General features: G+C 68.0%; 21 protein-coding genes. 10 read left to right on the forward strand and 11 right to left on the reverse strand.

The window, feature by feature from the left end; all coding sequences use genetic code 11:
* Nucleotides 1-74: 74 nt before the first annotated feature.
* From B3K53_RS12865 to xth, 4 genes are all read left to right on the forward strand, one after another.
* Nucleotides 75-2,573: an FtsK/SpoIIIE family DNA translocase gene (locus B3K53_RS12865; RefSeq protein ID WP_292084813.1), complete on the forward strand. Its 2,499-nt coding sequence runs from the start codon at nucleotides 75-77 to the stop codon at nucleotides 2,571-2,573.
* Nucleotides 2,574-2,728: 155 nt separating this feature from the next.
* Entirely contained in the window at nucleotides 2,729-3,382 is a 654-nt protein-coding gene (locus B3K53_RS12870) for an NYN domain-containing protein (protein ID WP_292084815.1), read from the forward strand.
* Nucleotides 3,383-3,516: 134 nt separating this feature from the next.
* Nucleotides 3,517-4,152, forward strand: coding sequence for a LolA family protein (locus tag B3K53_RS12875; RefSeq protein WP_292084817.1), 636 nt, complete (start codon nucleotides 3,517-3,519; stop codon nucleotides 4,150-4,152).
* Nucleotides 4,153-4,383: 231 nt separating this feature from the next.
* Complete coding sequence (xth, locus tag B3K53_RS12880; protein ID WP_292084818.1) at nucleotides 4,384-5,187, forward strand: exodeoxyribonuclease III; 804 nt, start codon at nucleotides 4,384-4,386, stop codon at nucleotides 5,185-5,187.
* Between the two features lie 17 nt (nucleotides 5,188-5,204).
* On the opposite strand, the gene B3K53_RS12885 is transcribed toward xth, so the two are convergent.
* The gene (locus B3K53_RS12885) at nucleotides 5,205-6,638 is read right to left on the reverse strand and encodes an SLC13 family permease (RefSeq protein ID WP_292084819.1); all 1,434 of its coding nucleotides are present in this window, start codon (nucleotides 6,636-6,638) and stop codon (nucleotides 5,205-5,207) included.
* Between the two features lie 95 nt (nucleotides 6,639-6,733).
* Between B3K53_RS12885 and B3K53_RS12890 the strand changes: the two genes are divergently transcribed.
* Nucleotides 6,734-7,651: a hypothetical protein gene (locus tag B3K53_RS12890; protein ID WP_292084820.1), complete on the forward strand. Its 918-nt coding sequence runs from the start codon at nucleotides 6,734-6,736 to the stop codon at nucleotides 7,649-7,651.
* Between the two features lie 23 nt (nucleotides 7,652-7,674).
* Here B3K53_RS12890 and B3K53_RS12895 read toward each other — a convergent pair whose 3' ends face one another.
* The 4 genes from B3K53_RS12895 to B3K53_RS12910 form a co-directional block, all read right to left on the reverse strand.
* Nucleotides 7,675-7,797 (reverse strand): hypothetical protein, encoded by a 123-nt coding sequence (locus B3K53_RS12895; protein ID WP_292084821.1) that lies wholly within the window; start codon nucleotides 7,795-7,797, stop codon nucleotides 7,675-7,677.
* 100 nt (nucleotides 7,798-7,897) lie between these two features.
* A complete protein-coding gene (gene gcvA, locus B3K53_RS12900; protein WP_292084822.1) occupies nucleotides 7,898-8,821 on the reverse strand; it encodes a transcriptional regulator GcvA in 924 nt (307 codons plus the stop codon).
* 18 nt (nucleotides 8,822-8,839) lie between these two features.
* Nucleotides 8,840-9,526: a response regulator transcription factor gene (locus tag B3K53_RS12905; protein WP_114818220.1), complete on the reverse strand. Its 687-nt coding sequence runs from the start codon at nucleotides 9,524-9,526 to the stop codon at nucleotides 8,840-8,842.
* A 58-nt stretch (nucleotides 9,527-9,584) separates the two neighbouring features.
* Nucleotides 9,585-10,295 (reverse strand): YggS family pyridoxal phosphate-dependent enzyme, encoded by a 711-nt coding sequence (locus tag B3K53_RS12910; protein WP_292084823.1) that lies wholly within the window; start codon nucleotides 10,293-10,295, stop codon nucleotides 9,585-9,587.
* On the opposite strand from B3K53_RS12910, the gene B3K53_RS12915 reads away from it, so the two are divergent.
* Entirely contained in the window at nucleotides 10,294-10,935 is a 642-nt protein-coding gene (locus tag B3K53_RS12915; protein WP_292084825.1) for a thiamine phosphate synthase, read from the forward strand. The genes B3K53_RS12910 and B3K53_RS12915 overlap by 2 nt on opposite strands.
* 12 nt (nucleotides 10,936-10,947) lie before the next feature.
* Here B3K53_RS12915 and B3K53_RS12920 read toward each other — a convergent pair whose 3' ends face one another.
* Nucleotides 10,948-11,343 (reverse strand): NtrZ family periplasmic regulatory protein, encoded by a 396-nt coding sequence (locus B3K53_RS12920; protein ID WP_292084827.1) that lies wholly within the window; start codon nucleotides 11,341-11,343, stop codon nucleotides 10,948-10,950.
* A 330-nt stretch (nucleotides 11,344-11,673) separates the two neighbouring features.
* Between B3K53_RS12920 and B3K53_RS12925 the strand changes: the two genes are divergently transcribed.
* The 4 genes from B3K53_RS12925 (at nucleotide 11,674) to holA (ending at nucleotide 16,360) form a co-directional block, all read left to right on the forward strand.
* On the forward strand, nucleotides 11,674-12,120 hold the full coding sequence (locus tag B3K53_RS12925; protein ID WP_292084829.1) for a DUF3576 domain-containing protein: 447 nt from the start codon (nucleotides 11,674-11,676) through the stop codon (nucleotides 12,118-12,120).
* Nucleotides 12,121-12,205: 85 nt separating this feature from the next.
* Complete coding sequence (gene leuS / locus B3K53_RS12930) at nucleotides 12,206-14,788, forward strand: leucine--tRNA ligase (RefSeq protein ID WP_292084830.1); 2,583 nt, start codon at nucleotides 12,206-12,208, stop codon at nucleotides 14,786-14,788.
* Complete coding sequence (gene lptE, locus B3K53_RS12935) at nucleotides 14,788-15,270, forward strand: LPS assembly lipoprotein LptE (RefSeq protein WP_292084831.1); 483 nt, start codon at nucleotides 14,788-14,790, stop codon at nucleotides 15,268-15,270. Before leuS ends, lptE begins: the two co-directional genes overlap by 1 nt.
* 37 nt (nucleotides 15,271-15,307) lie before the next feature.
* A complete protein-coding gene (gene holA / locus B3K53_RS12940) occupies nucleotides 15,308-16,360 on the forward strand; it encodes a DNA polymerase III subunit delta (protein ID WP_292084834.1) in 1,053 nt (350 codons plus the stop codon).
* 65 nt (nucleotides 16,361-16,425) lie between these two features.
* Here holA and B3K53_RS12945 read toward each other — a convergent pair whose 3' ends face one another.
* From B3K53_RS12945 to mnmG, 5 genes are read right to left on the reverse strand one after another with little or no spacing between them, the layout of a single operon-like run.
* Nucleotides 16,426-16,614, reverse strand: coding sequence for a hypothetical protein (locus B3K53_RS12945; RefSeq protein WP_292084835.1), 189 nt, complete (start codon nucleotides 16,612-16,614; stop codon nucleotides 16,426-16,428).
* Between the two features lie 36 nt (nucleotides 16,615-16,650).
* Nucleotides 16,651-17,535 carry a ParB/RepB/Spo0J family partition protein gene (locus B3K53_RS12950; protein WP_292084836.1) on the reverse strand — a complete coding sequence of 295 codons (885 nt, stop codon included), beginning with the start codon at nucleotides 17,533-17,535 and terminating at the stop codon, nucleotides 16,651-16,653.
* Between the two features lie 39 nt (nucleotides 17,536-17,574).
* Nucleotides 17,575-18,396 carry a ParA family protein gene (locus B3K53_RS12955; RefSeq protein WP_292084837.1) on the reverse strand — a complete coding sequence of 274 codons (822 nt, stop codon included), beginning with the start codon at nucleotides 18,394-18,396 and terminating at the stop codon, nucleotides 17,575-17,577.
* Nucleotides 18,386-19,006 (reverse strand): 16S rRNA (guanine(527)-N(7))-methyltransferase RsmG, encoded by a 621-nt coding sequence (gene rsmG / locus B3K53_RS12960; protein WP_292084839.1) that lies wholly within the window; start codon nucleotides 19,004-19,006, stop codon nucleotides 18,386-18,388. Before rsmG ends, B3K53_RS12955 begins: the two co-directional genes overlap by 11 nt.
* Nucleotides 19,006-20,901: a tRNA uridine-5-carboxymethylaminomethyl(34) synthesis enzyme MnmG gene (gene mnmG, locus B3K53_RS12965; protein WP_292084840.1), complete on the reverse strand. Its 1,896-nt coding sequence runs from the start codon at nucleotides 20,899-20,901 to the stop codon at nucleotides 19,006-19,008. The genes rsmG and mnmG overlap by 1 nt, the downstream gene beginning before the upstream one ends.
* Nucleotides 20,902-20,933 lie beyond the last annotated feature (32 nt).

Here is a 20,933-nt window from a genome sequence, read left to right on the forward strand (position 1 = left end):
GATCGTCGCCTGGTAAACAGCCCCTTAACCCTGTCGCGCGACAAGGGAGGCCTAGTCTTCTGAGGTTCGCCTTCATGTCCGTCGCCCTCGCGCTCGGCCAACGCGCCTGGTCCACCGCCCGCATCGTCTGGGCAGCGCCCTTCGCCGTGCGGTTCCGCGGCGTCCTGCAAGCCCTGCTGGCCAGCCTGCTGCTGGTGGCCATGATCTCGTGGAATCCGGCCGACCCCAGCCTCAACGCCGCCTCGACGCAGGGGCCGACCAACTGGCTGGGCGGAGCCGGGGCGACCTTCGCCGACCTGATGATGCAGTCCCTGGGGCTGGCCGCCTGGCCCGCCGTCCTCTTGCTGATCGCCTTTGGGCTCGCTGTCGCCATCGGCGACGCCCTGCAGCACCGGCTGCAGCCCACGGCCTTCAAGGTCTTCTGCGCCATCGCCGGGGTCCTGCTGCTGTCCGCCGCCCTGTCGGCCCTGGCCGCGCCGGCCAAATGGCCGCTGGCCGCCGGCCTGGGCGGCCTGTGGGGCGACGGCGTGACCGGCCTGTCGGCGCAAGGGCTGGCCGCCCTGCACATTCCCGGCGGACGCTGGATCGTCGGCGGCCTGTTCCTGATCCTGGGCCTCTGGGGCCTGGGCTACGCCGTGGGCCTGCGCCTGCGCGACTTCACCGACACCGCCGGCTGGGCCGCCGAGAAGCACGCCGCCCATCGCGCCGACCGCCCCGCCAAGGTCAAGACGCCTTCAAAAGCCGAGCTCAGGGGCGACGCCCGCATCGTGGCTGAAGCCGCCGCTCCGGCCCGCAAGCCGCGCCACCGCCTGCCTGAAGCCGAGCCCGATTTCGAACCAGAAGCCATGCCCGCCGCCGGGCCCGCCGTCGACGACAACCCCTATGCGGCCGATCCCTACGCCGACGACGAGGCCGCCGCCTACGCCCCGCCGTGGGAAGACGCCGCCCCCGCCGCGCCGATCGCCCCGCCCTCGGCCCGCGCGCCGAAAACGGTCGAGCCCCGCGTGGCGGCGGTCAAGGCGCCCAAGCCGCGCGACACCGCCGACCAGCAAACCTTCGACTTTGAGCCCGGCGAGGGCTTCGACCTGCCCTCGCTCGGCATCCTCACCAAGCCCGGCCAGCGCGGCGGCGCCGTGGACGAGGAGTCGCTGAAGCAGAACGCCAAGATGCTGGAAGGCGTGCTGCAGGAGTTCGGCGTGCGCGGCGTGATCGACCAGATCCGCCCCGGCCCCGTCGTCACCCTCTATGAACTGGTGCCCGCCCCCGGCGTGAAGCACGGTCGCGTCGTGGCCCTGGCCGACGACATCGCCCGCTCCATGTCGGCCCGCGCCTGCCGCATCTCGGTCGTGCAGGGCCGCAACGCCATCGGCATCGAACTGCCCAACGCCAAGCGCGAGACCGTCTTCCTGCGCGACCTGCTGGCGTCCGGTGAATACGAAAAGAAGAGCCACCTCCTGCCGCTGGCGCTCGGCGAAACCATCGGCGGCGAGCCCTATGTGGCCGACCTGGCGCGCATGCCCCACCTGCTGATCGCCGGCACCACCGGCTCGGGCAAGTCGGTCGGGGTCAACGCCATGATCCTGTCGATCCTGTATCGCCACACGCCCGCCGAGTGCCGCTTCATCATGATCGACCCCAAGATGCTGGAGCTGTCGGTCTACGACGGCATTCCGCACCTGCTGGCGCCGGTCGTGACCGATCCCAAGAAGGCGGTCGTGGCCTTGAAGTGGACCGTGCGCGAGATGGAGGACCGCTATCGCCGCATGTCCAAGCTCGGCGTCCGCAACGTCGCCAGCTACAACGAGCGCGCCCGCGAGGCCCAGGAAAAGGGCGAGCATTTCGAACGCACCGTCCAGACCGGCTTCGACGAGCAGGGCCGTCCCGTCTACGAGAGCGAGAAGATCCGCCCCGAGCCCATGCCCTATCTGGTCGTGGTCATGGACGAGATGGCCGACCTGATGCTGGTCGCGGGCAAGGACGTCGAAGGCGCCGTCCAGCGCCTGGCCCAGATGGCCCGCGCCGCCGGCATCCACCTGATCATGGCCACCCAGCGCCCGTCGGTGGACGTCATCACCGGCACCATCAAGGCCAACTTCCCGACCCGCATCTCCTTCCAGGTCACGTCGAAGATCGACAGCCGCACCATCCTGGGCGAACAGGGCGGCGAGCAGCTGCTGGGTCAAGGCGACATGCTCTACATGGCCGGCGGCGGCCGCATCACCCGTCTGCACGGCCCCTTCGTCGGCGACAACGAGGTCGAGGAGGTGTGCAAGCATCTGCGCCTCCAGGCCGAGCCCGACTATCTGGACCTGATCACCGACGAACCGGACGGCGACGGCGATGGCGCCATGGGCGGCGACGGCGACGGCATGTCGGGCGACGACCTCTACGACCGCGCCGTGGCCGTGGTCACCCGCGACCGCAAGGCCTCGACCTCCTACATCCAGCGCCGCCTGCAGATCGGCTACAACCGCGCCGCCACCCTGATCGAGCGCATGGAGCAGGAAGGCGTCGTCAGCCCCGCCAACCACGCCGGCAAGCGCGACATCCTGGCCGGGCCGCCGCCACTCTAGACATATAGCAATGTTTGCTCATGATGCGCTGAAAGGCGTGGGAGCTAAATTATTTTGACTCGAGATGCTGTTGACTCTGGACAAAAATGGAGTCCTGCGCTAGATTCGTCCAATCTTCCCGGGAGGCAAGTCTTCTCGGCTAAGGGGTCGTTGCTGTGAAAGGCACGGCCCCTTTCTCGTTGCAGCCACCTTACCGTGTGGGCTGGTATATCGACGGCTTCAATCTCTATCACGCCCTCGCCGCACTCGATGAGCCAAGCGTTAAATGGTTGGATCTCTGGTCGCTCGCGCGCTCATATCTGCGCGACGATCAGGTAATTGAGCGGGTCTTTTATTCCACTGCTGTGAACACTTGGGATCCCGGAAAACGATCTCGTCACATGGAGTATATCAAGGCTCTCCAGCATCAAGGCGTCGACGTCCGAGAAGCACGCTTCGATAAAACAAGGAAGTTCTGCCGAAAGAACGAGGTCTATTGCGTCTTCCGTGAGGAAAAACAGTCAGACGTAAACTTGGCGGTGAATGCGCTTTGCGATCTTTACGAGAAGAAAGTGGATACAGCGTTTTTCCTGACAGCCGATAGCGATCAGGTACCCACCTTTAGGGCGATCATCGAGAAGTTCCCCGATGCGCGATTAAACCTTCTCGCCCCTCCCGGCCGTTTGGAACAAGCGCGGGAATTGGCCGCTCTCGCGCATAACAAATTCGAGCTCACAGCAGGGCGGATCAAACAGCACTTACTTCCAGAGGTTATCTCAGACGATGGCGGCGTAGTAGCCAGACGCCCAATCGAATATGCCGCCGACTAACGGCTTCACCCGATGTGCGATGAACGACGCTTCATCGGGCCGCCGAAATATGGTCAGGCTGGCGTCATGGGGTCGCCGTCTGCCTGCGGCTTGATGACCATCCGATCACCATCCCGAACGGGAGAAGACAAGACATGACCCTTTCACGCCGCGCCTTCGGCTTCAGCGCCGCCGCATTGGCGATCATCGCCGCCGCGCCCGCCTCGGCCCAGTCCAACCTGTCCGCCGAGGATCAGGCCACCCTGCGCCAGGCCCAGGCCTATCTGACCGCCCTGACGGCGGCCCAGGGCAACTTCGTCGAGACCGGCCCCGGCGGCCAGCAGCGTTCCGGCAAGTTCTGGCTGCAACGTCCCGGCAAGATGCGTTTCGAATACAGCGAGCCGGCGGGCCTGCTGGTCGTGGCCGACGGCAACAACGTCAAGCGCTACGACCCGCGCCTCAACGTCTTCCGCCAGGTGCCGCTGCGGGCCACGCCGCTGTCGACCTTCCTGGCGCGCGAAGTCCGGCTGGATCAGGGTGTGCGCGTCGATCGCGTCACCCGCATGGCGTCGGGCGCCTTCGCCATCACCGCCCGCGACGCGTCCAAGCCCAACGAGGGCTCGGTCATCCTGGCCTTCGCCGGGTCGCCCCTGCGCCTGCAGGAATGGACCATCACCGACGCGCAAGGGTCGCGCACCCGCATCCAGCTGACCTCGCTGCAGCCCGCCTCGGGCCTGGCCGCCAGCCTGTTCCAGCTGCGCGATCCCACGCGTCGTCCCAGCCGCAACTAGGATCCGCAACCAGGGCGGGCGTCACACGTCTGGCACAGCCTTGACGCTTTTTCTTGATTTGACTTTTTTCGCTCGTGTGACATTCTAACCACAGAACGGCGGCGGCCGTTCTGTCCGCCATGGAATCATCCCCTCCCGGCGGCGAGAGAGACGAACTGAACAGCGCCCGGACCCGTTCCGGGCGCTTTTTTCATGGCCCATCCGCGCTTTTGGCCGTGCTAAGGCCGGGCCATGACCCTTCGCATCGTCACCTGGAACATCAACTCGGTCCGCCTGCGCGTCGACCAGATCGCCCGCTTCGTCGCCGAATACGCGCCTGACGTCCTGTGCCTGCAGGAGATCAAATGCACCGAGGACCAGTTTCCTCGGGAAGCCTTTGAGCAGATGGGCCTGCCCTATCTGAAGATCCGCGGCCAGAAGGGCTGGCACGGCGTGGCCATCGCCAGCAAGCTGCCCATCCTCGACGGCGAAGGCCCTGCGCTCGACGTTTGTCGCGAAGGTCACGGCCGCTGCGTCTCGGGCCTGATCGGCGGCGTCGAGGTGCAGAACTTCTACATCCCGGCCGGCGGCGACATTCCCGACCGCCAGCTGAACCCGAAGTTCGATCACAAGATGGACTTCTATGAGCGGCTTACCGCCGAGATGAAGACCCGCGACCGGCAGCGGCCCCTGGTCTTGGCCGGCGACTTCAACATCGCCCCGGGCGACAACGACGTCTTCAACCACAAGTTCATGCTCAAGGTGGTCAGTCACACGCCGGGCGAGATCGAGACCCTGCGGCGACTTCAGGACGTCGGCGGCTTTGCGGATGTCGTGCGCGACCAGATCCCGGACCCGGTCAAGCTGGCCAGCTGGTGGAGCTATCGCGCCAAGGACTTCCGGGTGTCGAACCGGGGCCTGCGGCTGGACCATCTGTGGACCTCGCCGGGCCTGACGCCCGCCGTGGTCAAGGGCAGCGCCCGCATTCTGGACACGGTGCGCGAATGGGAACGGCCCAGCGACCACGCTCCGGTCGTCATGGATCTGGACGTCTGACGCCCCAACACAGGCCCTTAGAACGGGAAAAAGATGGGGATGGCGACCATGGCCGCCGCCCAGGTGATCAGGTTCAGGGGCAGACCGACCCGCACGAAGTCCAGGTAGCTGTAGGCGCCCATCTGATAGACGAGAACGTTGGTCTGATAGCCGAAGGGGGTGGCGAAAGCGGCCGAGGCGGCCATCATCACCGCCACCAGGAAGGGGCGCGGATCGACCCCCAGGCTCTCGGCCAGGGCCACCGCGATCGGGGTCACCAGCACCGCCACCGTGGCGTTGGACAGAAGCTCGGTCGCGAACAGCGTCACGCCGTAGAGGACGATCAGGGCGCCCAGCGGCCCGAACGGACGGATCACCTCGATCAGCAGGCCCGCGCCCTGGGCGGCCAGACCCGTCACCTCGATGGCGGTGCCGACCACCACCATGCCGGCGATCAGCAGCAGGATGTCGGGCTTCAGCCCCGAATAGGCTTCGTCCGGCGTCAGCACGCCCAGCAGGATCAGGGCCACCGCCCCGGCGAAGGCGGCCGCCGCAATGGGCGCCAGGCCCAGCCCCGCCGCCGCCACCACCAGGACAAAGACCGTCAGGGCGATCAGCGCCCGCTTCCATTGCAGTGGACGGTCGGCCGAGGCGTACATCTCGACGTCGCCCAGGTGGGCGTCGCCGGTGCCGTCGCGCTGGTTGCGGCTTTCCCCCCAATGCATCAAGGACGGCCAGGCGAAGGGCAGGCGCCAGCGACCGAGACGCAGCCGACGTCCGCCCGCCTGAGCCTCGGCCAAGGCCAAGGCCTCGGCCTGCTGACGCTCACGTTCAGCCTCGGCCTCTTCCTCAGCCGTGGCCGAGCGGCCCAGTTGTCGGGCGCCAAAGAAGTAGAGCCACAACCCGCCGACAAGGGCGATGACCAGGCCCACGGGCGTGATCTCGAACAGACTGAAGACCGGCTGGCCCGCATTGCGCGCCATGTCGTTGACCAGCAGGTTGGTCGAGGTGCCGATCAGGGTCAGCAGGCCGCCCATGACCGTCACATGGCTGAGCGGCATCAGGAAACGCTTGGGCGACAGCTTCAGCGACCTGGCCATGTCGCGCACCACGGGCGCGGCCAGAACCACCACCGGCGTATTGTTCAGAAAGCCGCCGACCGAGCCGCACAGGCCGATCACCGCCCAGATGCCGACCGCGCCGAAACGTCGACACAGGGCTGTGGCCTTGCGGATCATCAGGCCCAGCAGGCCCGAAAGCTCGATGGCGTAGGCGATGACGAACAGCCCGGCCAGGGCGATGACCGCGGGGCTGGCGAAGGCGCTCTGGACCTCGACCGGGCGCACCACGCCGAGCAGCAGCAGCGCCGCCGCCCCGCTGAGCGCCACCACGTCGGACCGCATCCGGCCGTGGATCATCACCCCGACCACGGCGACCAGGACGATGAGTGCGATGATCTGATCCAGCGTCACGCGCGCGCGGACCCTCCCCGGCCCTCGCCCCCGCTGCGGATGCCGGTCGTTCGGCTGGGGGCGCCCTTCAGCGTTTCTCGTGTTAGGCTGGTTCCATGCCGATCACAACGACCCGTCTCATCGCGCCCGTCGCTGTCCTCGCCGCCCTGCCGCTGCTGGTCTGGTGTCAGCGCCCGCCCGAGCCCGAGCCAGCAGCGGCGGCCGCCGCCCCTTCACCCGCGCCGACGGTCGTGATCGACTCCACCTTGAACCGCGCCGCCCTTCTGGCCGCCCTGACGGAGGCCGGTTCGGCCCTGGCCGAGGGCCGTGACCGCGACGCCGCCCTGAGCGGCCGCACCGTGTCGGTTCGCCTGCCCTTCGGGTGCGGCGGGATGATCCGCGACGCCGACTCTGCGGTGTCCGGCCTGCCCCGCCTGATCCGCAACCCCGACGGCGGCCTGACCCTGACGGTCACGCCCGAAGACCTGAAGGCCAGGGTTCTGGCCAGCGGCGCCGGGCCCGCGCTGGAAGCGGGTCTGGATCAATGGGAGGCTGTCGAAGGCTTCTGGATCGCACGGCCATGGAGCGGGCTGGACGCCTGCCCCGCGACAGCGACTGTGACGCCTGTCGTTGCGCCCGCAATGCAGCCCGACGCGGCCAAGGTCGAAGCCGAGGCGTCAAAATCCGCCAAGCCCGGCGAGACGCCGCCGTCGCCTGTGGTGGTCCCGCCGGAACGCACGGCGGGGCTGGCGGCCGTGATCGAAGCCGACGGCTCACGCCTGGGCCGACGCCAGGGTCAGGCCTACGCCCATGTCATTCGGGGAGAAAAGGGCGCAGCAGCCACGCCGGCGCCGGGCGGGTATGCGCTGCGACTGGAGGGACGGCTGACGACCTTCGCCGACGGCAAGGCCGTGAAGTGCGCCCAGAAGGACGCCGAGAGCCGGCCGGTCTGCGTCGCCGCGCTGCGGCTGGACCGGCTGGCCTTCGAGGACGGAGCCACGGGCGCCCTTCTCAGCGAATGGCGCCCGCGTTGAGCTGAACTCAGCCCGGCTCGGTTTTAGGCGGCGCCGAGCAGCTTGGCGCCGGCCAGGACGCCCAGCAGGATCAGGGTGACGCTGCCGGTGAAGACGACGACGGCTTCAAACGACAGGCCGTGGGCGCGGGGATGCACGAGTTTCATGATGAGGTTCCTTGTCGGCGGGGAGATCCGAACCCCTCGAACATGGACCCTCGCGCCCCTGTGGACAAACCACGGTTAGGCTAGGTCGAGTGAGTTCGGATCACCCGACAGGATCGGCGTGGGCCTCGGCCTCGATCCAGTTGAGGAAGCGCCGCAGCTTGGGCTCGTCGGCGCGCTCGGGCAGGACCACGGCCCAGTAGGCCAGGTTATTGGTCAGGGCGTGATCGACGGGCTGGATCAACCGCCCTTCCTTGAGGTCGTCCGCCGCCAGGGGCGCCGAGGTCAGGGCCACGCCACGGCCCGACAGGGCGGCCTCCAGCGCCAGATGGCTGTGGCTGAAGACCGGGCCGCGCAGGTTCTGGACGCGCGGATCGACCACGCCGGCGCTTTCGAACCAGGCCTTCCAACCCATGCGGTCCGAATAGGGCATGTCGTGCCAGCTTTCGTGGATCAGAACCGCGTCCAGCAGGTCCGCCGGGGTGTTGACCTTGCGCGCCGCCGCCAGCGACGGGGCGCAGACCGGGATCAGGCGTTCGCTCATCAACCGACGCGCCGTCTGGCCGGGATAGGGTCCCTCGCCGTAACGCAAGGCCACGTCGGCCTCGCCGTTGGACAGGTCGGCGATGCGGTCCTCGGCGAAAACGATCAGATCCAGGTCGGGATTGTCCTCGCTGAAACGGTGCAGGCGCGGCGACAGCCACTTGCCCGCCAGCGACGGCAGGGCCGAGATCCGCAGTTGGCGGGAACGCCCAGGGCGCACGGCCTCCAGCGCGCTTTCCAGCCGCTCGAAGGCGTCGGCTACCCCCTGGGCCAGACGGCGCCCGTCGGCGGTCAGGACCACGGAACGGTTGAAGCGGTCGAACAGGCGCAGGCCCAGCCGCATCTCCAGCGCCTTGATGTGGCGGCTGACGGCGCCGGGGGTGACGCCCAACTCCTCGGCGGCCTCGCGGAAGCTGCCCAGGCGGGCGGCGGCGTCAAACGCCCGAAGCGCCACCAGAGGCGGGGTCGGACGACGCTCGCTCATCAGTTCGTCAGGCCAAGGTCAGGGCTGGAGGCGGTAGCCGCCCGCGTCGGTCAGCAGCAGGCGCGCCTGGCCCGGCTCGGGCTCGATCTTCTGACGCAGTCGATAGATGTGGGTTTCCAGGGTGTGGGTGGTGACCCCGGCGTTGTAGCCCCAGACCTCGGTCAGCAGTTCCTCGCGCGACACGGGCTTGGCCCCGGCGCGATAGAGGTACTTGAGGATGTTGGTTTCCTTCTCGGTCAGCCGGACCTTCTTGCCCTTGTCGTCCAGCATCATCTTCGAGGCCGGACGGAACTCGTAGGGGCCGATCTGGAAGACGGCGTCCTCGGACTGCTCGTGGCTGCGCAGGTGAGCGCGGATACGGGCCAGCAGGACCGCGAAGCGGAAGGGCTTGGTGACATAGTCGTTGGCCCCTGAGTCGAGGCCGAGGATGGCGTCGGAATCCGAGGACTGGGCCGTCAGCATGATGACCGGGGTCGAGACGCCCGCCTTGCGGATCAGACGACAGGCCTCGCGGCCGTCCATGTCGGGCAGGTCGACGTCCAGCAGGATCAGGTCGGCGCGGACCTCGCGCGCCTGACGCACCCCGTCGGTGGCGGTGGAGGCCTGGACGGGACGAAACTCCTCGTGCAGGGCCAGTTGCTCGGCCAACGCCTCGCGCAGGTCGTCGTCGTCGTCGATGATCAGGATCGTCTTGGGGGTCGCCATGTCTAGAGAATGGCGAGGCTTGAGGGGTTCGCCAAGGGTGCTCCGCTATTTCATCGCTTCAAGAGGGCTTTAGGAGCGTATTTCGTTCCCCGAACAGGGCCGAACCGACCCGGACATGGGTCGCGCCGAGGCGAATGGCGGTTTCATAGTCGCCGCTCATGCCCATCGACAGAACCGACAGGCCGTTACGGGCGGCGATTTCGGCCAGCAGCCTGAAATGCGGTTCGGGCGCTTCGTCGGCGGGCGGGATGCACATCAGACCCTCGACGCTCAGGCCATGGACGTCGCGAGCGGCGGCGATCAGGGCGTCGGCGTCGTCAGGCAAGACCCCCGCCTTCTGTGGTTCGGCGCCGGTGTTGACCTGGACCAGGACGCGGGGACGACGCCCGGCTTTCTGCATCGCCGCCGCCAGAGCCACCGCCAGCTTGTCGCGGTCCAGGGTCTCGATGACGTCGAAGAGTTCGACCGCCTCGACCGCCTTGTTGGTCTGCAGCGGGCCGATCAGGCGCAGTTCCAGATCGGGCAAGGCGGCGCGGCGCCCGGCCCAGTGGCTTTGCGCCTCCTGCACCCGGTTCTCGCCGAAGACGCGCTGGCCGGTCGCCAGGGCCGCCCCCAGCGCCTCGGAGCCTTGCGTCTTGGACACGGCGGTCAGCGTAACGGAGGCTGGATCGCGACCGGCCTCGATGCAGGCTTGCCGGACGCGTTCCCGCACGGCGGCGAAACGATCATGGATGGACGGAACGGCGGAAGCGGGATTAGAGGCGGTCATGACCCTGTCCGAGGACGCGCGCACGCTGTGGCAGACGGCGACGGCTCTAGCCCGTGCGGCGGCGGCTGTCAGCCCGCCGAGACGTCCCCTGCCCCCGTTGCTCTTCTTCACCGACCCGACGCGAACGCCCCGGCCTTGGGAAACGGCGGCCCGCCTGCCTGCCGGGGCCGGCGTCGTCTTCCGCCATTTCGGCGCGGCGGACGCGCTGGAAACTGGCCTGCGGCTGCGGGCGGCGACCAGGGAGGCGGGCGTGCGTCTGCTGGTCGGACTGGACGCTGATCTGGCCGAGCGGATCGGCGCCGACGGCGTGCATCTGCCGGAACGGGCGCTGTCGGCGGCCTACGCCCTGTCTGGACGCCGACCCGACTGGCTGCTGACCGGAGCGGCGCATTCGCTGGAGGCGGCGAAGACCGCGCGCGATCTGGACGCCCTGGTGCTGTCGCCGGTCTTTCGGGCGGGCGGCGTTTCGGCGAAAAAGACCGCGCTGGGGATCGACGGCTTCAAGGCTCTGGCGGCGCTCGCCCCCTGCCCCGCCTACGCCCTGGGCGGGATCAGCGCGGCCAATGCCGCTGATTTGCTGGAAGCTGGCGCGTACGGCATCGCCGGCGTGGACGCCGTGCAGACCGCTTTCAGGTCCTAGAGCCGGACCCGATCAGAACTTGAAGATGGTTTCCAGACGGACGCGCGGCGCGGCGCGGCGGTCGGCGGCGCTTTCAGGGGCGCGGGCCGGGTCGACCTCGGGCGAAGCCAGGTTGGCGGCGGCGCCGACGCGCAGGCGCGGGCTGAGGCGGTAGTAGGCGCCCGCCTCGACGTCGCCCCAGTCAGTCTCGCGGCCGACAGGCTGATTCAGGTTGAAGTTCAGGCCCCAGCGGCCGCTGTCGTTCCAGCGCAGGCCGCGGCGTGGCGGCGTCGCGGTCGAATGCGGGGTCTGGGCGGCTTCGGTCAGGGACACGGCCGGAGCCCGGCGGGCCTGGGCCGAGGCGTCATGAGCCGTCCCGGCGATAGCCAGGGCGCCCACAGTCGCAGCGATGATCGCAACGAAACGCATCTTCCAACCCTTGAGACCGGCTTGAACGCCGATCCTTGTTTCCTGAACCCGAGCCGAAGCTCGAGACCACAGCGATTAGACACCGCCGGTCCACCCGGTCAACGAAACGTAGTCATCCACAGGTCGTTCCGCACGACTCTTGCGAGTCCTGTGGCGCTGACACCACGCCAATAAGTCGACTTAGCGCCCCTTGAACACGGGTTCGCCTTGTCATCGCCCCTTTCGCCCGTGTTATAGAGCGTAGCTGCGGCGCAGACGTGCGCGGATTTTACGGGCGCGCGCCCGGGGTTCGCACCACGCTTGGCCACGAACCTTTACGGAGACCTCGGAATGGCATTTGTTCGCGGCGCTGCGGTCGCCCTGATCGCGTCGGGACTGCTGCTGGGCGGCTGCTCCAGCCTGCCTTTCGTCGGCGGCAAGGATAAGGCCCCCAAGGCCGACGCCCAGCTCGGCATCGGCGTGAACGCCTACCTGTGGCGCGCCACCCTGGACACCCTGTCCTTCATGCCCCTGACCAACGCCGACCCGTGGGGCGGCGTGGTGAATTACGACTGGTACGTCAATCCCCAGGCGCCGAACGAGCGCTTCAAGGCCACCGTCTTCATCCTGGATCGTCGCCTGCGCGCCGACGCCCTGAACGTCTCGGTGACCAAGGAAGTCAAGGACGCCGCCGGCGCCTGGACCGCCGCCCCGGTCGCGGCCCAGACGGAAACCGATCTGGAAAACGCCATCCTGACCAAGGCGCGCCAACTTAATCTCGCCAACGCGGCTCGCTAAGAGCCGCCTCTCCGCTTTCGCTCCCCAACGCAGACCTCAGGGCCGCCTCAAGCTTCGCGCCTGAGGCGATACCTCAGGATACGCCGTGGCCACTCGTTACGAGCCCAAGACCGCCGAACCCCGCCAGCAGGCCCGCTGGGCGGCCGCTGACGCCTTCTCCGTGTCCAACGACGACACCGGCCGTCCGAAGTACTACGTGCTTGAGATGTTCCCCTACCCCTCGGGCAACATCCACATGGGCCACGCCCGCAACTATGTGATGGGCGACGTGGTGGCGCGTCACAAGCGGGCGCAGGGCTTCGACGTCCTGCATCCGATGGGCTGGGACGCCTTCGGGATGCCGGCCGAGAATGCGGCCATGGAGCGCGGCGTCCACCCCGGCGACTGGACCTGGTCCAACATCGCCGCCATGCGCGACCAGCTGAAACTGCTGGGCCTGTCGCTGGACTGGAGCCGCGAGTTCGCCACCTGCGACCCGGCCTATTACGGCAAGCAGCAGGCCTGGTTCCTGGAACTGTACAAGCGCGGCCTGGTCTATCGCAAGGATGGCGTGGTCAACTGGGATCCGGTCGACAACACGGTCCTGGCCAATGAACAGGTCATCGACGGGCGCGGCTGGCGCTCGGGCGCCCTGGTCGAGAAGCGCAAGCTGAACCAGTGGTTCCTGCGCATTACTCAGTACGCGGATGATCTGATCGACGGCCTGTCCGAGCTGGAAGGCCGCTGGCCCGACAAGGTCCGTCTGATGCAGGAAAACTGGATCGGCCGATCCAGGGGTCTGCAGATGAAGTGGGCCTTCGCGCCCGACGCGGCCCCGGCCGGTCACGACGCCGTCGAGGTCTACACCACCCGCCCCGACACCCTGTTCGGCGCCAGTTTCGTCGGTCTGGCCCCCGACCATCCGATCTCCAAGCAACTGGCCGAGGCCAGCGCAGAGGTCGCCGCCTTCGTCGCCGAATGCCGCAAGGGCGGGGCTTCGCAGGCCGAGATCGAACAGGCCGAGAAGATCGGCTGGGACACCGGCCTGAAGGTCGTCCATCCCTTCACCGGAGCCGAGGTTCCGGTCTGGATCGCCAACTTCATCCTGTCGGAGTACGGCACGGGCGCCGTCTTCGCCTGCCCGGCCCACGACCAGCGCGACCTGGACTTCGCCCGCAAGTACGACCTGCCGGTGATTCCGGTCGTTCGTCCCGAAGGCGCCGGCGACGACTTCGCCGTGGCCAATGAGGCCTATACCGGCCCCGGTTCGATCTTCCATTCGGACTTCCTGAACGGCCTGGATATCGAGGCCGCCAAGGCCGAGGCCATCGCCCGCATCGAGGCCGCGGGTCAGGGGGAGGCCAAGACCATCTACCGCCTGCGCGACTGGGGCGTCAGCCGCCAGCGCTACTGGGGTTGCCCCATCCCCATCATCCACTGCGAGACCTGCGGTCCGGTGGCGGTTCCCGCCGACCAGCTGCCGGTCGAGCTGCCCAAGGACGTGACCTTCGACGTGCCCGGCAATCCGCTGGACCGCCACCCGACCTGGAAACACGTCGCCTGCCCGACCTGCGGCGGCGAAGCCCGTCGCGAGACCGACACGCTCGACACCTTCGTCGATTCCAGCTGGTACTTCGCCCGCTTCGCCGATCCCAAGGCCGAGGCCCCGATCAACAAGGCCGCCGCCTCGAAATGGCTACCGGTCGATCAGTATATCGGCGGCATCGAGCACGCGGTCCTGCACCTGCTCTACGCCCGCTTCATCACCCGCGCCCTGTCGGATGCGGGCCTGATGGACGTGAAGGAGCCGTTCGCCGGTCTGTTCACGCAGGGCATGGTGGTCCACGAGACCTATTTCGAGGGCCATGAGGCCAGCGGCAAGCCGCGCTGGGTCGAGCCCTCGGACGTGCGCATCGAGACGGTGGACGGCCAGCGCGTCGCCACCCGCCTGTCCAACGGCGCCGCCCTGACCATCGGCGACATCGAGAAGATGTCCAAGTCCAAGAAGAACGTGGTCGCGCCCCAGGACATCATCGAGGCCTATGGCGTCGACGCTGGCCGCCTGTTCGTCCTGTCCGACAGCCCGCCCGAGCGCGACGTGCAATGGTCGGCCGGCGGCGTCGAGGGCGCGAGCCGCTTCGTCCAGCGCGTCTGGACCGAGTTCGACGGCTTCGACCCAGCGTCCCCCGCCAATCCCGACGTGGACGCCAGCCTGATCCGCGAGACGCACAAGACCATCAAGGCCGTCAGCGAGGGCGTTGAAGGCTTCCGCTTCAACTCGGCCATCGCCAAGCTCTACGCCTTCCTGGCGACCGTTCGCCAACACGACAAGGCTGGGGCCGAGGCGAAGAAGACCGCGCTCAGCACGCTTGCCCGTCTGATCGCGCCGTTCACGCCTCACCTGGCCGAAGAAGCCTGGGCGCGCCTGGGTGAAGAGGGCATGGTTCTGGACGCCCCCTGGCCTGTGTTTGACGCGGCCCTGGCCGCCGACGACGAAGTGACCCTGCCCGTCCAGATCGGCGGCAAGCGTCGCGGCGAGGTCATCCTGCCGCGCGGCTCGGACAATGCGACGGTTGAAGCCGCCGCTCTCGCCAATCCGACGGTTCAGGCCTACCTTGCCGCCAACAACCTCAGCGTCCGCAAGGTGATCGTGGTGCCCGACCGTATCGTCAATCTGGTGGCCGGCTGATGCGTCGCGCCCTCGCCCTGATCGCCGTCGCGGGCGCAACCCTGCTTTCGGGCTGCGGCTTCACGCCCATGTATGGCGAAATGGGCGTGGGCGCAGGGCTCTCGCGCATCGCCGTGACCACGCCCGACAACCGCCTGGGATACCGACTGCGCGAACAGTTGGAGGACGCCTTCGGCCGCGACGGCTCGGCCCCGCCCCTCTATCGTCTGACGACCGAGGTCCAGCAGGAACGTCGGCCCCTGGGCCGGCGCATCGACGACACGGCCAGCCGCTATGAGCTGACGGTCAAGGCCGACTGGACCCTGACCCCCGTCAGCGGGGGCGCCCCGGTCAAGGGATCTCAGACCACCACCACCACCTACGCGGCCGCCGATCAGCCCTATGCCGCCATCGCCGCCCAGCAGGACGGCGAGGACCGGGCCGCCGCCGATCTGGCGCGCCTGATCCGGCTGGACATGATGCGCGCCCTGGCGGGCCAGTGAGGCCTGTTCTGAAGGGCCTAGCCGCGGGAGTGGCCGCGTGATCCTGGCCAAGCGGCCCGAGGTCGACCGCTTCCTGAGGTCGCCGGACGCCGGCATCCGCGCCGCCGTCATCCACGGCAAGGACCGCTCGGGCGTATCCGAGCGCGCCCTGACCCTGTGCAAGGCCATCACGCCCGACCTGAACGACCCGTTCAACGTCACCTTCCTGACCGAGGCCGACATCGACGGCGATGCGGTCAAGCTGGAGGAGGCCCTGACGGCGCTGTCCATGATCGGCGGGCGCCGCCTGGTGCGCATCCGCCTGTCGGACGGCAAGGCCAGCGTGGACAAGGCCATCGCCGCCGCCCTGACGGTCCACGCCGAAGGCGGCTACAACCCCGAGGCCATGCTGGTCGTCGAGGCCGGGGCGCTCGGCCGTGAATCCGCCCTGCGCAAGGCCGCCGAAAAGTCGTCCGCCGCCGTCGGCATCGCCTGCTACGAGGACGAGGTCGGCGACGTCGCCCGCATGACGCGAGAGGCACTCAGCGCCGACAAGGTGGGCCTGACCGCCGACGCCCTGGAGCGTTTCGTCGGCCGCCTGCCCCGCGAGCGCGGCCTGATGCGTCAGGAGATCGAGCGTCTGGTGCTCTATATCGGCCCCGGATCGGGCCGCACCATCGACACGCCCGAGCTGGAGGAGCATCTGGGCGTCGAGCCCGACGCCTCCCTGTCCGACGCCGCGCTTCAGGCCTTCGGCGGACGCCCCGCCCCGGCCCAGTCGGGTCTGCGCCGCGCCCTGGCCGAGGGCGAAAGCGCCGTCATGGCCGTGCGCATGGCCGCCATCCACCTGGGCAAGCTGCGCCGGATCAATGTGCTTCTGGCCTCCGGCGCCGGTCCCAAGGAGGCGGCCAAGGCCGCCGGCGTCTTCTGGAAACAGGAGGCCGAGATCCTGCGTCAGGTCCGCGCCTGGCGGCTGGAATTGCTCGACGAAGTGCAGGACAGCGTCAACACGGCCGACGTCGCCACCAAGACCACGGGCCTGCCCGAGGCCCTGATCGCAGAGCGCCTGCTGCTGGAAATCGCCGCCCGCGCCAGGCGCATCGGGCTTTAATCAAACGCCTGTTTTCCTCTCCCCCAAGGGAGGAAGGGAGCCGTCACCAGGCTAGGCCTTCTAAATCAGCCCCGCTTCGACGCCTTGCGGAAGGCGGGCTTGTTGGCCGCCGCAGCCTGACGCTGCATCACCTTTTCCGCCCCGCGCGCCCCGCCCTTGGTTCCGGCCGGTCCCGCCTGGGTCCCGGCCTTCTTGGCCGCGAGGGCGCGTTTCAGGGCTTCGGTGGCGCTGGTCTTGTCGGTCGGTTCAGTCATGGCCGCACCCTAGCACGACCTGACCCAAAAGGCCCGTCAGCCCCGCATCAGGCGGCGGCACAGGTCGTCAAGTTGTTCGAGCGTGCCGTACTTGATGGTGATCTCGCCCTTGCCGCCCTTGTCGCTCAGCAGAACCTTAAGGCCCAGGGCGTCGGCCAGATCCTGCTCCAGGGCGGCGACGTCGGCGGCGCCCTCCCCGCTCAGGACGGGCTTGGCCTTGGACGGCTTGGGGCCTTCGGCGGCGCGGCGGGCCAGGGCCTCGGTCTGACGCACGTTCAGACCCTTGGACAGGACCTGTTCGGCCAGGGCCTCGGGGTTGGGGGCGGTGATCAGGGCGCGGGCATGACCGGCCGAGAGCCGGTTCGCCATGACATGGTCCAGCACGCTGTCGGGCAGTTGCAGCAGGCGGATCGTATTGGCCACATGGCTGCGGCTCTTGCCGACCACGCCGGCCAGGGCGTCCTGGGTGCGGCCGAAGCGCGACATCAGCGAGCCGTAGGCCAGGGCCTCTTCGACCGGGTTCAGGTCGGCGCGCTGGACGTTCTCGATGATGGCGACCTCCATCACCTCCACGTCGTCCATGGCCCGCTCGATGATCGGCACGGCCTTGAGGCGCGCCGCCTGAGCCGCGCGCCAGCGACGTTCGCCGGCGATGATCTGCCACATGCCGTCCTCGCCCGGCTGGGGGCGAACCAGGATGGGCTGCAGCACCCCCTTGTCGCGGATCGAGGCGGTCAGTTCCTCCAGGTTCTCGGCGCTGAAATGCTTGCGCGGCTGGTCGGGATTGGGCTTGAGGCTCTCGATCGGCACGGCGCGCACGCCCGTCGGCTGAGCGCCGCCGTCCACCGGCGCGCTCTCGGCGACGTTTTCTCCCAGAAGGGCCGACAGGCCGCGACCCAGACCACGTTGACGTTCGGACAAGATGCTGATTCCGTTCTACTTAATCTATAAAGCCGCCGATCAGGCGGCGAGCGCCTGACGACGCTGGCGTTCACGGGCCACCAGTTCCCGCGCCAGCTTCAGATAGGCCTGGCTGCCGGTGCATTTCAGATCATAGATCAGCACCGGCTTGCCGAAGGACGGCGCCTCGGACACCCGCACATTGCGGGGGATGACGCTGTCATAGACCTTGTCGCCGAAGTGGGCGCGCACATCGGCCGCCACCTGGCCCGACAGGGCGTTGCGGCGGTCGTACATGGTCAGGACCAGGCCCTGGATCTCCAGCGCCGGATTGAGGCTCTGCTTGACCATGTCGATGGTCCGCATCAGCTGGGTCAGGCCCTCCAGGGCGAAGAACTCGCACTGCAGCGGCACCAGCACCGCGTCGGCGGCGGCCATGGCGTTCAGCGTCAGCAGATTCAGCGACGGCGGGCAGTCGATCAGGACATAGTCATACCTGGAATGACCGTTTCCGCCCTGGGCCGCCAAGGCGTCGCGCAGGCGATAGGAACGGCGATCCGCCTGGCTCAGTTCGATCTCGACGCCCGACATGTCGGCGTCGGCGGGAACGATGAACAGGCCCGGAACCGAGGTCTCCACCGCCGACAGGTCGATGGGGCGGCCGTCGACGATGACGTCATAGATGGTCGCTCGGCGTGTTTCACGTGGAACACCCAGACCCGTCGAGGCATTGCCCTGCGGGTCCATGTCGACGATCAGCACCTTTTCGCCGATGGCGGCCAGGGCGGTGCCCAGGTTGATGGCGGTCGTGGTCTTGCCCACCCCGCCCTTCTGGTTCGAGACCGCCAGGACGCGGGTTTGTTTCTGGTGATCAACGGGCACGGCGCAGACTCCGGACAGAAACGATACGGCCGCGCGGGTCGCTGCGCGAGACGGAAAGGTCGCTCTCAAAATGCCAGAGCTTGGCCGCCTCTTTCAACTCGACTTCGGCCTTCTCGCCCTTCAGAAACAGGCCTTGTGCACCGCGTTGGAAGTAGGGTTGTGCATAACCCAGCAATTTCTCCATCGCCGCCACGGCTCGGGCGGTGACAATCTCGACCTCGACCCTCTGCTCCTCGGCCCGGCCGTTAATCACCGTCGCCGACAAGTCGAGGGCGTCGACAATAGTCTGCAGGAAGCGGCAACGCTTGCCCAGGCTGTCGATCAGCCAGACATGGGCCCCCGGCCGCCCCTTCAGCAGGATGGCCAGGACCACGCCGGGGAAGCCTGCGCCCGCCCCCAGATCGGCCCAGGTCTTCGCCTCGGGCGCCAGGCTCAGCAACTGGGCGCTGTCCCAGGCGTGGCGGTTCCAGAAGTCGGGGATGGTGTCCGGACCGACGAGGTTCATCACCTCATTGGCCTCCGTCAGCATGCCGAGGAAGGTCTGCAAGTCGACGATATTGGCGTCGGTGGCGCCCGTCTGGGCGCGGAAGGTCTCAATAGCGTCTGACATCAGGCGACGACCGCCGCCAGATCGGCGTCCACGCCCCTGACCTTTTTCACATGAGCCAGAAGCGCCGTCAGCGCCCCCGGGGTCATGCCCTCGATCCGCCCGGCCTGCCCCAGGGTCAGGGGCCGGATCAGAGCCAGCTTCTCGCGCACTTCGTTCGACAGGGCGCCAATGGCGGCATAGTCGAGGTCAGCAGGAAGCGACAGCCCCTCCTCCCGGCGCAGAGCCTCGGCGTCCTGGACCTGGCGATCCAGATAACCGGCGTAAACGGCGTCGATCTCGATCTGCTCCCGCACGGCCGGCGCCCAGTCTGCGATCTCGGGCCGGACGGCGACGAACTGATTCAGGGTCACATTGGGGAAGGACAGCAGGTCGCGGATCGAACGACGCTGGCCGTCGGCGTTGACGGTGATGCCCAGGACGCCCGCCTCCTTGGGCGTGAATCGGGTTTCACGTGAAACACGGTTCGCCCGGCCCAACTGCTCGGCCTTATCCAGCCATACTTTCGCGCGATCTGCGCCGACGATCCCGGCCGCAATGCCGACCGGCGTCAGCCGCTGATCAGCGTTGTCGGCCCGAAGCGTCAGGCGGTATTCGGCCCGGCTGGTGAACATGCGATAGGGCTCGGTGACCCCGCGGGTCACCAGGTCGTCGATCATGACCCCGATATAGGCTTGGTCGCGGCCCAGGATGATGGGGTCCGAACCGGCGGCGGCGCGGGCGGCGTTGAGGCCCGCGATCAGGCCTTGCGCCCCCGCCTCCTCATAACCGGTCGTGCCGTTTATCTGACCGGCGAGATAGAGGCCGGGCCGTTTCTTGACCTCCAGCGCCGGGGTCAGTTCGCGCGGATCAACATAGTCGTATTCGATGGCGTAGCCGAACCGGAAGACCTCGACCTTTTCCAGACCCGGCATGGTGCGCAGGAAGGCCATCTGAGTGGCGTCCGACACGGAGGTCGAGATGCCGTTCGGATAGACGGTCGGATCGTCCAGACCCTCGGGCTCCAAGAAGACCTGATGGCTGGTCTTGTCGGCGAACCGGACCACCTTGTCCTCGATCGAGGGGCAGTAACGCGGGCCGCGCCCCGACAGCTTGCCGCCATAGACGGCGCTTTCGCCCAGATTTTCGGCGATGATGCGGTGGGTGTCTTCGGTCGTATGGGTGACGCCGCAGGCGATCTGCGGCACCTCGATCTTGTCGGTCAGGAAGCTGAAAGGCACGGGCTCGTCGTCCGCCGCCTGCATCTCGAGACGGTCCCAGGCGATGGTCCGGCCGTCCAGACGCGCGGGCGTGCCGGTCTTCAAACGGCCCATCATCAGGCCCGCGCCATAGAGGTCGGCGGCCAGACCCGTCGACGGCGCCTCACCGAAGCGACCCGCCGCAATGCGTTCCTCGCCACGATGGATGACGCCGTTGAGGAAGGTGCCGGTCGTCAGGACCACGGCCCCGGCGCGCAGGGTAATCCCCTCGCCCGTCGTGACGCCGACGACGCGGTCGCCGTTCAGGATCAGGGCCTCGGCCGTGCCCGCCATCAGGGTCAGGTTCGGGGTCTGGGCCAGTTCGGCCTGCATGGCCTCACGATACAGACGACGGTCGATCTGGCTGCGCGGGCCGCGCACGGCGGCGCCCTTGGAGCGGTTCAGCAGGCGGAACTGGATGCCCGAGACGTCAGCCAGACGGCCCATGACGCCGTCGAGGGCGTCGATCTCGCGCACCAGATGGCCCTTGCCCAGACCGCCGATGGCTGGGTTGCAGCTCATCTCGCCGATGGTCTCCAGCTTCTGGGTCAACAACAGGGTGCGGGCGCCGGCGCGCGCGGAAGCGGCTGCGGCTTCACAGCCGGCATGACCGCCGCCGATGACGATGACGTCGAAGGTGTTGGAAGGGGAGGAAGTCATGGCCGAGGACATAGTCCATCCGGCCCGACACC

Source organism: Brevundimonas sp. UBA7506, assembly GCF_002479495.1.
Classification (GTDB): Bacteria; Pseudomonadota; Alphaproteobacteria; order Caulobacterales; family Caulobacteraceae; genus Brevundimonas.